10 protein-coding genes are annotated in these 12,304 nt (G+C 43.6%); 1 reads left to right on the top strand and 9 read right to left on the bottom strand.

Features of this window, described 5'->3' with window-relative positions:
• Window positions 1–32: 32 nt before the first annotated feature.
• Window positions 33–758, bottom strand: a complete 726-nt coding sequence (locus tag CXF58_RS10700) for a CHAP domain-containing protein (RefSeq protein ID WP_068403797.1) — start codon at window positions 756–758, stop codon at window positions 33–35.
• Between the two features lie 164 nt (window positions 759–922).
• Between CXF58_RS10700 and CXF58_RS10705 the strand changes: the two genes are divergently transcribed.
• Window positions 923–1,438: a hypothetical protein gene (locus CXF58_RS10705; RefSeq protein ID WP_102077485.1), complete on the top strand. Its 516-nt coding sequence runs from the start codon at window positions 923–925 to the stop codon at window positions 1,436–1,438.
• 298 nt (window positions 1,439–1,736) lie between these two features.
• Here the strand turns inward: CXF58_RS10705 and lpxC are convergent, their stop codons facing one another.
• From lpxC to gshB, 8 genes are all read right to left on the bottom strand, one after another.
• Window positions 1,737–2,654 carry a UDP-3-O-acyl-N-acetylglucosamine deacetylase gene (gene lpxC / locus CXF58_RS10710; protein ID WP_180952574.1) on the bottom strand — a complete coding sequence of 306 codons (918 nt, stop codon included), beginning with the start codon at window positions 2,652–2,654 and terminating at the stop codon, window positions 1,737–1,739.
• A 294-nt stretch (window positions 2,655–2,948) separates the two neighbouring features.
• Window positions 2,949–4,145 (bottom strand): cell division protein FtsZ, encoded by a 1,197-nt coding sequence (ftsZ, locus tag CXF58_RS10715; RefSeq protein ID WP_068403791.1) that lies wholly within the window; start codon window positions 4,143–4,145, stop codon window positions 2,949–2,951.
• A 242-nt stretch (window positions 4,146–4,387) separates the two neighbouring features.
• Window positions 4,388–5,680: a cell division protein FtsA gene (ftsA, locus tag CXF58_RS10720; RefSeq protein WP_197488851.1), complete on the bottom strand. Its 1,293-nt coding sequence runs from the start codon at window positions 5,678–5,680 to the stop codon at window positions 4,388–4,390.
• Between the two features lie 195 nt (window positions 5,681–5,875).
• Window positions 5,876–6,673: a cell division protein FtsQ/DivIB gene (locus tag CXF58_RS10725; protein ID WP_068403787.1), complete on the bottom strand. Its 798-nt coding sequence runs from the start codon at window positions 6,671–6,673 to the stop codon at window positions 5,876–5,878.
• A gap of 479 nt (window positions 6,674–7,152) precedes the next feature.
• Entirely contained in the window at window positions 7,153–8,274 is a 1,122-nt protein-coding gene (locus CXF58_RS10730; RefSeq protein ID WP_227514909.1) for a D-alanine--D-alanine ligase, read from the bottom strand.
• Window positions 8,275–8,285: 11 nt separating this feature from the next.
• Complete coding sequence (gene murC, locus CXF58_RS10735) at window positions 8,286–9,743, bottom strand: UDP-N-acetylmuramate--L-alanine ligase (RefSeq protein ID WP_068403785.1); 1,458 nt, start codon at window positions 9,741–9,743, stop codon at window positions 8,286–8,288.
• A gap of 77 nt (window positions 9,744–9,820) precedes the next feature.
• Window positions 9,821–10,906, bottom strand: coding sequence for an undecaprenyldiphospho-muramoylpentapeptide beta-N-acetylglucosaminyltransferase (murG, locus tag CXF58_RS10740; protein ID WP_068403783.1), 1,086 nt, complete (start codon window positions 10,904–10,906; stop codon window positions 9,821–9,823).
• Between the two features lie 400 nt (window positions 10,907–11,306).
• On the bottom strand, window positions 11,307–12,278 hold the full coding sequence (gene gshB / locus CXF58_RS10745) for a glutathione synthase (RefSeq protein ID WP_068403781.1): 972 nt from the start codon (window positions 12,276–12,278) through the stop codon (window positions 11,307–11,309).
• Between the last annotated feature and the right edge of the window lie 26 nt (window positions 12,279–12,304).

The following is a 12,304-nucleotide window of genomic DNA, read 5'->3' on the forward strand; positions in this document are numbered from 1 at the left end:
AAAATCTATAATCGTTATTTCTTGCTCGCTGATTAGTCAGCCATAGCAAGATAGATTCCGCGGTTCGATGCATCGTCAACGTATTTAGAATCGCGCCAAGTGGTATAACTGTATACACCGCTATATGGGCTGATGCTACTCTGGCGGAAGTCAGATACCCAATCATTGCCATCAAAGATTTGAATATGACCATGCGGATGCTTTGAGCTGCGATCATAAACCACAACATCGCCTACTTGTGGCTGTGTATTATTACTAATCTTAGCAAAGCCAGCTTGGGCTAGCGTACCACGAGAGGCATACTGATAGGCTGACGGATTTGGCGTAAACTCGTAACCTGCTGACTGTAATGCTTTACGGACGTAACGGGCACAGTAACCTGTGCTGCTTGAGCGCGCAACGCGTGACGCATTGGCAGCGGCGATAGCAGGAGCAGAATAACGATCAGGTACTGATTTTGCTTGCTGCTGACGCTGCTCATAAGATAAGCGGCTGGTTAGCGAAGCAAGCTGGTATTCTTTCTGTTTTGCATGCGCACTAAGATTGTCAATCGCTTGACTGATTTCGTCATTGCTAGAAACATAAGCACCACTATTAGTGCTATAGATATTGCGACTTGAACCGTAGTTCGCAGAAGTAGAGATATTTGTAATGGTATGACTCAAGGTATTATTTGGTTGAAAGGTTGTTTCGACAGCACCACTCGTCTGTGCTATACCCATTCCCAATACTGACAAAATTAATAAAGCTTGTTTCATAAATTTACTACCTATTGTAAATACAGGATTGCTCGCCGTCCGTGACAAAGCATGAATTAATTTAGGGAAGATGACCATGAAATAAACATGATAAAATCCGTAGTACAAAAGCTCGCTGTTTATGATGAATATCGCTGCTGTCACCTAGAAGATGAGTGTTTACGATGTCAAAGAAACAACCTAACCGACTTGCTAAACTGATTGATCATCAAGCTTTTGCCGGTAGCGCACTACCACAAACTCTTGCTGACAATATGCGTTTATATCTACAAGCAACGACCGAGGTAAAAGAGCTTTTGGTAGATTGTCTACCTGAGGAAATCCTCAATAACTGCTGGGTCGTGGGCTTAACCGCTGAGCAACTTATACTCAGTGTGGGCTCGATAACCGCTGCCAATCATATTCGCTATTTACAGAACGCCTATTTGCAGGTATTAACAGAGCAGTCGATTACATTTAAACAACTCAAGCAAATTCGCGTCGTCGTAGCCAATATTCCCGCTCATAATAATTATTCTAAATCATCAAAAGCGTTATCAGCGACCTCATCAAAGCCTCGTAAAGCCCATGAAAATCAGGTCCTTAGCCAAAACACAAAGCGGACTATATCACAGGCTGCAGAGCATGTCACCACCGATAAAAATCTTAAAAATGCACTTTTGCGCTTAATTAATTCCTAAAAAAGTACGGTTTGCTATGTAAAGTTATGTAAACTAGACCCATATTCGACCCGGATAAAGCTGCGTTTTTGTAATCTTACAAACAAAAAAAATCATCTGTCAGTGTGATTCATAATGTGAACCGTACTGACAGATGATTTTTTTATCTCCTACAGCTTTTATTCTATCGAAGTTGTAGCTCATTTTTTCAAAAATAGATGAGAAAATATCTATTTAAATGAATATTATTTAGTACTGCTTATAACCAAGTTATGTAATATTGCGTAAATGTTTCGATACTTCGTGTATATTCGTGTATTTATCCTTCGACTGTTATACGATTCAAAGGTAAATATTCGATAGGACAACTTACATTGTCATCAAAAGTTACAATTTCAAAGTTACTAGGATCGGATAATATCTCGCGTACCAACATGTTGTTTAATGCATGACCAGATTTATAAGCATTAAAACGGCCTAAAATAGGATAGCCAATGAGGTATAAATCGCCTAAAGCATCGAGAATTTTATGACGCACGAATTCATCATTAAAACGTAGCCCCTCTTCATTAAGAATATTGGCATCATCAATAACAATCGCATTGTCCATACTGCCACCTAACGCCAAGTTATTTTGGCGTAGAGCCTCGATATCTCGTAAAAAACCAAAAGTACGCGCTGAGCTTAATTGTTCAATAAAATTTTGCGTCGAGAACTGCAATTGTGCATGCTGAAAATCTTTATTAATAGCAGGATGGTCAAAATCAATCTCGAAATTTAACTCAAAGCCGTCATAAGGACGCAGCTCTGCCCATTTGTCGTCAACTTTGACGCGGACAGGACGTACAATTTTAATAAAGCGCTTTGCTGCTTCTTGTTCACAGAAACCTGCTTGCAGCAGAAAACCTACAAATGGCGCGGCGCTACCGTCCATAATCGGTATCTCCGACGCTGACACGCGAATTAATAGATTATCAACCCCAAGCCCTGCTATCGCACTGAGCAGATGCTCAACGGTACCCACACGCGTGCCACCAAATACTAGATTCGATGACATCATGGTATCTTGTACCAAAAAGGCACTGGCAGGAATCGGTTCGCTACCTGCTATATCAGAACGCTCAAAAATAATGCCAGTATTAATAGGCTGCGGATGAAACTCTAAGTCAACAGGTTGACCACTATGAAGACCAGTACCTGTAACGGCTATTGCTGTTTTTATGGTTCGTTGGTTCATGGCTGTCTTCTCACATATTTTGTTACAATTGCCATAGTGTAGCATTACCCGACCCTATTTCGCTAGCGCTAAAAAGCGTTAATTTGCTTATCTCTTTGATTGATAACACTTATCGTCATTATTTTAACGTTTATTTTTATAACGTAACAAATGCTCAATCTTAGCTAAATTATGACTAAAGCCTATTTATTAACCATCAACCTTATATTTTTTTATTTTTTTAAAAAACAAAAAAGCCAGTATCGAAATACTGGCTTTTTTATCCAAACTATCTAACGATTGCTTTGTTAAAGACTATTTATTCTGTTGACGCTTAAGGTAGTCTTGAATGCTGTTGGTTTTAGTTTTAGGCTGTTCTTGCGTCACATTTGCGCGTACGGGGCTTTCTTGATACTGCGCTTGGGCTTGCTTTTGGCTGTTTAGCGCACTGGTATGCAAGTTCGGATCAACAGGCTGGGTACTATTAACAGAAGGTACTGGCTGCTCCACGACTTCAGGCTCTTGACCCGCATTTTCATCTAAGGTCAGACCCGTTGCGATAACCGTCACATGCAAATCATCACCCATTTTTTCATCAATAACAGAGCCGTAGAAAATATGGGCATCGTCGATATCGGTGATTTCTTCAACGATAACACTGATTTTGCTCATCTCATCGAGTGATAATGACTCAGATGAAATAACGTTAACGAGTAAGCCTTTGGCATTCTCTAAACGTAAATCATCAAGTAACGGCGATCTAATGGCTTTTTCGGTTGCTTGACGCGCACGATCATCGCCACTAGCACGTCCAATCCCCATCATAGCATGACCTTTAGCAGTCATTGCGGTGCGAATGTCATTAAAGTCAATGTTAATCATACCTTCGCTAGCGATGGTTTCTGCAATACCTTGTACCGCATGCAATAAAACGTCATCGGCCTTTTTGAAAGCATCCTGCATAGAGATGTTGCCGTAGACGCTCATAAGCTTATCATTAGGAATCGTAATGATTGAGTCAACGAAATTGGTCAACTGCTCAATACCTGCTTTGGCAGCCTTAATACGCTTACCACCTTCAAACTTAAACGGCGTCGTCACAACCGCTACAGTCAAGACTTCCATTTCTTTGGCAATACGCGCAACCACTGGCGCCGCACCCGTACCTGTACCACCGCCCATACCTGCGGTAATGAACACCATATCTGAATGCTCGAGTAACGCACGGATGGCTTCTTCATCTGCTTCTGCCGCTTCACGGCCGACTTCTGGGTTTGCCCCTGCGCCAAGACCGCGGTTGGTTTTGGCACCAAGCTGCAATTTATGCGGCGCTGTAAGACGATCGAGCGCTTGTTTATCGGTATTGGCACAGACAAATGTTACACCTCTAATCCCTTGTTGTACCATATGCTCAACCGCATTACCGCCGCCGCCGCCCACACCGAATACAGTGAAGCTTGCCTGGCCGTTACTTTGAAGCTGATTATCATCTGGCATGGTGTATTTTGACATAAAAAGATTTCTCCAGTTGCAGATAGCGTGATGGTCGATACGTAGTAACACACTCATAGGGCGCGCTATCGACTTACTATATATAAACGTATTTAATTAAAACAGGGCAATGGCTTAAATAGTCATGCGTTGCCAATGTATGCCGTTATGGTACAGGGTGCTGCTATTAATCTGTTTGCTTATTATGCTGTGACTTACTCTTCTCTGCTTAACGCTTAACAGAAGCAAATTTGCCAGCAGAATTATAATATCTTTTTGAGTACACTGGCAAAACGTTGTCCGGCACTTTGAAAAACACCCTTCACGCGACTTTTTTGAATCGCTTCTGGCTCACTTTTTTCACTACGACGAAATTGCTCGCTCTGACTATATAGTAAGGTACCAAATGCGGTTTGATAAGCGCGATCATTGACCTGCATATTCAGCTGTTTGAACGATTCATCATTGTCAAAGTGATTATAAGCGCTAATCGCAGGATGGGTATTGGTCAATACTACTGGCATTTTTAGCAATTTTTTGGCAAAAGGTATCATGCCTTTAATAGAACTGCCGCCGCCTGAGAGTACCAACCCTTTATCAATATAGCCTAACAAGTCGGCGTCGTGTAATTGGCGTACCACTTCGGTAAATATTTGCTCATAGCGCGCTTCGATAATGCGCGCTAGATTATAAGTACCGATATTAATCTCGTCACCTGAGCCTTGCGGCTTAAAAAGAAAGAACGAGCTGGGATCGACGCTATTGACATCGACCGTGCCGTGCGTTTTTTTAAGGCGCTCAGCTTCTATCATTGAGATACCAACATCGGCTGAAATGTCCATCGTCACTTCATGGCTACCCGTGGCAATACAATGGGTAAAAATCAGCTTATTTTCTTTATAGACGCAAATACTGGTGGTACTGGCACCAATATCGACCAAACAAACCCCTTGCTGGCGCTCATCGGGCATCAAGCTATATTCTGCGCTGGTCACCGCATCAAAAACAATGTGGTCGATACCGACGTCACAGCTTTGCAAAAGTTTTTGAATATTCTGACGGCTAGAGACAGGCATCATCATCATATGATACATGACGGTGATATTGTGGGCGACCATGTCAATGGCATCGTCAACCATAAACTCTTGATTGTCGATATAAATACCTTGTTGGCAACAATGCATCAAATAATAATCAGGCGACAAATCTTGTGACTTAGCATTGGATAACGCTTGCACCATATCTTGGGCACGGACAACTTCGTCTTCTACCCTAACATCTCCGGCACTGTTTTTACTTAACAGCTCAGGAGTCGCTAAGGTCAGCCAAACGCTATGCACGCGGCAATTGGCAGTGTCTTCAGCTTCTTGAATCGCTTGTCTGATAGCGCCTTGTAAGCGTTCGCGATGCTTTATCTGACCTTGATAGAAGTCGTTATTTTTAACTTGCCCCACACCCATAATACGTATGTCTTTTGCAGACACAACATTACCAATAACGACATAGACTGCCGTGGCACTTAAATGGACAACAACCAGATTTTCAGTATTTTTCATGGTACCAGACAAATTATCGCTAAACAGGAGAGCAAATGATGTCTCCATTAAATCATTGAAAAATGCGTTATGATCACGCGGTCATATTATCAGTAAACTCTCTTTATCAAGAAGCAAACGGGTATTGGAAATCGATTGCTTTCTTAATTTATGGTGCTTTATTTTTATTGCTTAGTATGATTTTACGATGCTATTTTATGGCGGTGTTTCACCATCTTTTGGGGGCGCCAAATTCCATGCGATAGTAAATCCATTTTTATAACGAAGATCGACGGACTGCATTTCATCGCGGCGATTACTTAATTGATTACCAAGCAGTTGACTTAAATTCAACAGTTTTTGCGCAGTGTTTTCATTGTCAACGATAACACGTAAGCCATTATCAAAGCGAATCAGCCACGTCATTCTTGGCGATAAAATGATATCCTCAACTTGCATATCGAGCGGTGCATACCAGTCGTTAACTTGTTGCATCTGTTGCATAATAACTGGCGCTTGCGCTATATCGCCTTGCAGCGTCGCAAATTGCTCTTGCGTCAGCTCTCTACTATCAGCCGGCACAAAAACCGCGCCTTTCGCATCAACTAAACGCTCGGTACCAAAATTTGCCACGGCCTGTTTTGGTAGCGCTTTCACGACAATACCTTGTTGCCAGTCACGGCTGATACTGACTTGGTCAACCCAAGCAAGACCGGTAGAGATATCTCTGAGCGCCTGCAAATCAGAGGTAAAAAAACTGCTCACGCTCTGTTGGTTCATCACTTGTTGTAACGCACGATATTGCGCTACGGTCAGCCCTCTATCGTCGACATGAATAGCGGCAGGCGGTGCATCACGCAATGCTTTACCGCCCATGACCAATATCAGCACCAGCAAACCTAACACCAACACTGTGAAAAAATATCTGAGCATAGAGGGTATTTGCAAATTAGATTTAGGGCGCGAGGTGTTATCACTCATCAAGTCAGCGATGTCATTGACAGTTTGAGTCATAATACACGTCGTCCCTATTTTTGCTTAAACTATTTGCATAACGCCAATAGTGCTTATTATTAATGGTAAATCTGCTAATCGGTACAGCAATCGATGAAACTGCCATATTATCAATTTATTTGTCTAAAACGAGCGATAAAGCTCAGTTAGGCGCATTAAAACGTAACATTTTTCTTATTTAATGAATAACTTAAAGAAATTTGCATAAATAACCATAAATATCACTAATATAGACCAATAATTACAATATTAACGTATTTTACGTTTAAACAATAGCCTAACCCTTACTACTAACAACGAATTTACACAAGTTTACACGAAGCTGTGTTATAGCAGGGCTAGCGATACATTTGTCTGTATTAGACAGCGCTATTAATGACTAAATATATCGCTGATCAAATAGAACTTATGATCAAATAGAGCTTATATAGTCAATTTAAAAACCATTCACACAATTTTATATGTGGCTAAATGCCTAACTATAAAGTTTGCGCTAGAATATGCCAGCATAAAGCATCAAAATCCATACCGCGAGCTTTGGCAGCCATTGGCACTAAACTATGACTGGTCATACCCGGCACGGTATTAATCTCGAGTAGCCAAAAGTTGCCTGCTTCGTCTTGCATCGCATCAATACGTCCCCAGCCTTTAGCATCGACAGCACGGAATGCCGCCAAGCTCAAATCTTGCAAGTGCTTTTCATCCGCAGTACTTAGCCCACAAGGTATGTAGTAGCTGGTATCGTTACGATTGTATTTGGCTTCAAAATCATAGAAGTTGGTGATATCAGCAGGCTCAAGGCGAATAACCGGATAAGCTTCGTCATCGATAATAACAATGGTAAATTCGCGCCCAGTAATCCAGCGCTCAGCCATCACCGCGTCACCGCACTGCACCGCCGTTGCATAAGCGGCAGGCAATTCATCGAGGTTATTGACTTTGGTCATACCAATGCTTGAGCCTTCATGGACTGGTTTGATAATCAGCGGCAATCCAAGCATATTCACCACTTGCTGCCAGTCGGTATCCGCGGTTAACAATGAAAATGGCGCGGTTGATAAGCCGCAGCCTTGCCAAAGCTGCTTGGTGCGGACTTTATCCATTCCAAGCGCTGATGCCAAAATACCTGAACCAGTTTGCGGAATATTAAACCATTGCAGCACGCCTTGTAGCAGACCGTCTTCGCCGCCGCGACCATGCAAGACATTAAAAACGCGATCAAACTTACGTAGCTCGGTAATATCTTGATCTTTTGGGTCAAAATGAGTGGCATCAACACCTTGGTTTTGTAGCGCTTTTAATACGGCAGCCCCACTGTCTAATGACACGCTGCGCTCGTTGCTACTGCCGCCACAAATGACGGCAACTTTACCAAACTGACTGGCGTCTTTGACTTTGCTGTTTGCGATGCTAGGAACGGCCTTATCGTTTTGCTCATGACTTGCAGCATTATCTTGCTGTGCTTGTGCCGCCGCTGCTAACGCCAGATCTGGATTGACAATCGTAGCTTTAGCGTCTGCATTGATACTTTTATCAATGTTGCTTTCATTTTTTTGCTGATTGTTTTCTTGTTTAATGTTTTCTTGGTTATTAATAGTCATGAGTCTTATTCCTAAAATTCTTTTGCGGCTTGTTTGATATATAGATTATTAGCGGCCAATTCGACTGCTATTTGTCCGACATTTCCTGCCCCCTGGGTGATTAGCATGTCATTGGCTTTGAGCAAACGCTGCATGACCGGGGCGATATTAGCTTTATCGATAATCGTTGGCTCAACGGCGCCGCGCAAACGGATACTGCGTGCCAAGGCTTTGGTATCAGCGCCCGCAATCGGAGTTTCACCAGCAGGATAAACGTCCAATAACAACAACTCATCAACGCTTGAAAGCACTTCGACAAAATCATCAAAGCAATCACGCGTACGGCTATAGCGGTGCGGCTGGAACATCATGACTAAGCGGCGCTCAGGGAAGCTTTGACGCGCCGCTTTTATAGTGGCATCGACTTCTCTTGGATGGTGACCATAATCATCAATCAGCAAGACGTTACCATCGTCTATCTCTACAGACGCTTGCTGCTCAAAGCGGCGACCGACACCGGCAAATTTTTGTAGGGCGCGGGTAATTGCTTCATCGTCGACGCCTTCGTCGGTTGCCATGGTAATAGCAGCCAGTGCATTATAAACGTTGTGTACACCGGGGATATTCAAAGTCAGACGTAATGGCTCGCGATCACGGCGTAGCACGGTAAAGTGAGTTTTTGTACCTTCGCTGACCAAATCAACCGCCTGTACATCGTTAAACGGCTCAAGCCCAAAGGTTAATACCGGACGCCCGATGTCATCAATCATAGCGTACAATTCAGGGTCGTCACCGCAGACCACCGCTAAACCATAAAACGGCATATTTTGTAAAAACTGGATATAAGCGGCTTTTAATTTATCAAAACTGTTGCCATAGGTTTCCATATGGTCTTGATCAATATTGGTGACAATCGCCGCCATCGGATGCAAAGTTAAAAACGACGCATCAGATTCATCGGCTTCGGCAATTAAATAACGGCTGCTACCAAGCGCGGCATTTTTACCAGAAGCATTTAATTTACCACCAATGACATAAGTCGGATCGAGCTTACCTTCTGCCATCATCGTCGTCAGCAGACTGGTGGTGGTGGTTTTACCATGCGCGCCCGCTACAGCGATACCATGACGATAGCGCATCAACTCGCCGAGCATATCTGCACGGCGTACCACAGGCAGACGCGCTTCAAGCGCTGCCTTTACTTCAGGGTTGCTACGGTCGATGGCAGATGAGACGACGATGACATCGGCATTGGCGATATTTTTGGAATCATGCCCAATCGCGATATCAATACCAATCTGTGCTAGGCGCTTCGTCACCAAGCTTTCAGCAATATCCGAACCACTGACTGTATAACCTTGATTGTTCATCACTTCAGCGATACCACACATCCCCGAGCCACCAATGCCAACAAAATGCAAATGCTGGATACGGCGCATTTCTGGTATTTCAATCAAACGTTTGGTTAAAGATTTAGCAGAGGTCGGCATAGGGTTTTCTCTTTATTGAAGACGAACAAATTTGGTTAATAATAAGTAATAAAAATAATAAACAAAACAATCAGTTTTTATAACGCTTGCCAGATAATATCGGCAACTCGCTGACAAGCTTGACGATTGGCAAGCGCATGGCCTTTTTCTGCCATTTCCAAACAAGCGCGTCTATCTAGCATATTGAGCTCATTACTCAGCTTGTTAGGAGTTAGCTCGCTTTGTGGCAACAAAATCCCTGCTTGGTGCTCGGTCAAGGTGCGCGCATTGGCGGTCTGATGATCATCAACGGCGCTTGGTAGCGGGACAAATATTGCCGCTATCCCAACATTTTGAATTTCCGTCACCGTCAATGCCCCCGCTCGACAAACCACGATATCAGCCCAATTATACGCCGCTGCCATATCATCGATGAATGGCTGCACAGTAAACTGATGAGCGCTTAACGCTTCACTATCATACGCCGCTTGCGTAGCGGTTTCATTATCGCGTCCACATTGATGACGCACCTCAAACGGACGGTCAAGCAAAGCCAATGCTTTTGGCAGCGTCTCATTTAACACTTGCGCGCCAAGCGAACCACCAACCACCAACAGTTTAAGCGGCGAGTTATCATTAACATCGTAACGCACACTAGGCTCGGCAACTCCGCTAATAGCATTGCGCACGGGATTTCCCACCGTTTCAATCTTGCTATCATGCTGGCTATTCGCAAAGGTATTCTCAAACGCTTGCATGACCTTGGTCGCCATCTTGGCCAAATAGCGATTGCTCATGCCTGCAATGGCATTTTGTTCATGGATAATTAGCGGCGTTTTGGTTAAGCGCGCCGCAATACCGCCGGGCGCGGTGACATATCCGCCAAAACCAACAACCACATCAATCTGATTGCCACGGATGACTTTGATCGCCGCCATCGTCGCTGACAACAAATTAACCGGTAACTTAAGCAAGCGCCCTACGCCTTTACCGCGCAGCCCTTGCATATCAATCGCATGAAAAGGATAGCCAGTCGGTGCAACCAAGCGATTTTCCATGCCATGTGGCGTACCCAGCCAGTGAATAACAGCGCCGCGCTTGGTCAATTCTTCGCTAACTGCTAGCGCTGGAAATACATGCCCGCCTGTCCCCGCAGCCATCATTAATATATGCGGTGTTTTCATGAACGTCTGCCTATCTTTTCTTTATGTATATGAAAGACTTATTATCTTTTGATTGCGCTATCTATCGAACCAAAACAGCCTTATAAAAGCCCGCATAGTATAGTGTAAATCGCTGCCGGATAGACAGCATTTTGTGCCGTATGAATAATAAAAATCCAAGCCGTGATTCATCGCGGCTTGGCTTTTATAAATTCACTTAACAGGTCAAAAAATCATTTTTCATGATTTTTTATCACTTTTTAAAAGTGCTATTAAGAGATACGGTCTATCATTATAGCTTAGCACACTGTTTTTTAAGTATTGTGCACATAGCTTAGTGATAAATTACTCTATCCTTACGGCGTTGCCTAAACTTATCGTTTAAAGGCTTTATTTAGACCAATACTTTAGAATAAATAGCTTAAACAGCCAGTTTTTTCTCGATAGCGACAATAAAGTCAGTTGCAATATCAGTACCGCATTGGTCATCAATCTCACGCACACAGGTTGGACTGGTGACGTTAATTTCAGTGATACGGCCACCGATTAAGTCTAAACCGACGAACATTAGCCCTTTTTCTTTGACAATCGGTGCCACTACCTCTGCTACTTGGCGCTCGATATCGGTGAGCGGCATCGCAACCCCACTACCACCGGCGGCAAGATTTCCGCGCGTCTCACCTTTTACCGGGATACGCGCCAAGCTATAATCGACCACTTCACCATCGACGATTAACACACGCTTATCACCTTGCTTAATCTCTGGCAAATAACGCTGCGCCATAATAGGTAGCGTCTCAAGTTCCGTTAAAATCTCCAGCGTCACGCCGATATTCGGACTGTCAGCGGTCAAACGGAAGATGCCCGTACCGCCCATACCATCTAATGGCTTAACGATAACGTCTTGCTGCTCAGCGATAAATTGACGAATATGCGCCTGTTTACTGGTCACAATCGTTGGGCTCATATAATCGCTAAACCACGTCGCAAACAGCTTCTCATTACAATCACGAATCGCTTGTGGGTCATTCACCACCAACACGCCTGCGGCTTTAGCATGATCAAGCATATAAGTGGCATAAATAAAGCGCATGTCAAACGGCGGATCTTTACGCATCAAAATCACATCATAGTCGCTGACTGGCGCTGTCGCTTTATCCCCTAACGCATAAAAATCCTCGGGGTCACGCTTGACTGTCACCGGCTGGCTATCGACCATCAATTGCCCACGGTCTAGCCATAAATCATGAATCTGACAGTAGCCAAGGCTGTGCCCACGGTCTTGCGCCGACCACATCATCGCCAGCGTGGTATCTTTTTTATAATTGACCAGCTCAATTGGATCCATAATGACCAGTATTTTTAACGATTTTTTTTGTTGTTCTTGGCTCATGATAAGGCTCACTTTCGTTATAGTAT

The organism is Psychrobacter sp. Sarcosine-02u-2 (genome assembly GCF_002836335.1).
GTDB classification, from domain to species: Bacteria; Pseudomonadota; Gammaproteobacteria; order Pseudomonadales; family Moraxellaceae; genus Psychrobacter; species Psychrobacter faecalis.

Excerpts from the sequence above, each read along its gene's own strand:
- CXF58_RS10700 (WP_068403797.1), bottom strand. The coding sequence starts at position 758 with ATGAAACAAGCTTTATTAATTTTGTCAGTATTGGGAATGGGTATAGCA.
- CXF58_RS10705 (WP_102077485.1), top strand. The coding sequence starts at position 923 with ATGTCAAAGAAACAACCTAACCGACTTGCTAAACTGATTGATCATCAA.
- lpxC (WP_180952574.1), bottom strand. The coding sequence starts at position 2,654 with ATGAACCAACGAACCATAAAAACAGCAATAGCCGTTACAGGTACTGGT.
- ftsZ (WP_068403791.1), bottom strand. The coding sequence starts at position 4,145 with ATGTCAAAATACACCATGCCAGATGATAATCAGCTTCAAAGTAACGGC.
- ftsA (WP_197488851.1), bottom strand. The coding sequence starts at position 5,680 with ATGAAAAATACTGAAAATCTGGTTGTTGTCCATTTAAGTGCCACGGCA.
- CXF58_RS10725 (WP_068403787.1), bottom strand. The coding sequence starts at position 6,673 with ATGACTCAAACTGTCAATGACATCGCTGACTTGATGAGTGATAACACC.
- CXF58_RS10730 (WP_227514909.1), bottom strand. The coding sequence starts at position 8,274 with ATGACTATTAATAACCAAGAAAACATTAAACAAGAAAACAATCAGCAA.
- murC (WP_068403785.1), bottom strand. The coding sequence starts at position 9,743 with ATGCCGACCTCTGCTAAATCTTTAACCAAACGTTTGATTGAAATACCA.
- murG (WP_068403783.1), bottom strand. The coding sequence starts at position 10,906 with ATGAAAACACCGCATATATTAATGATGGCTGCGGGGACAGGCGGGCAT.
- gshB (WP_068403781.1), bottom strand. The coding sequence starts at position 12,278 with ATGAGCCAAGAACAACAAAAAAAATCGTTAAAAATACTGGTCATTATG.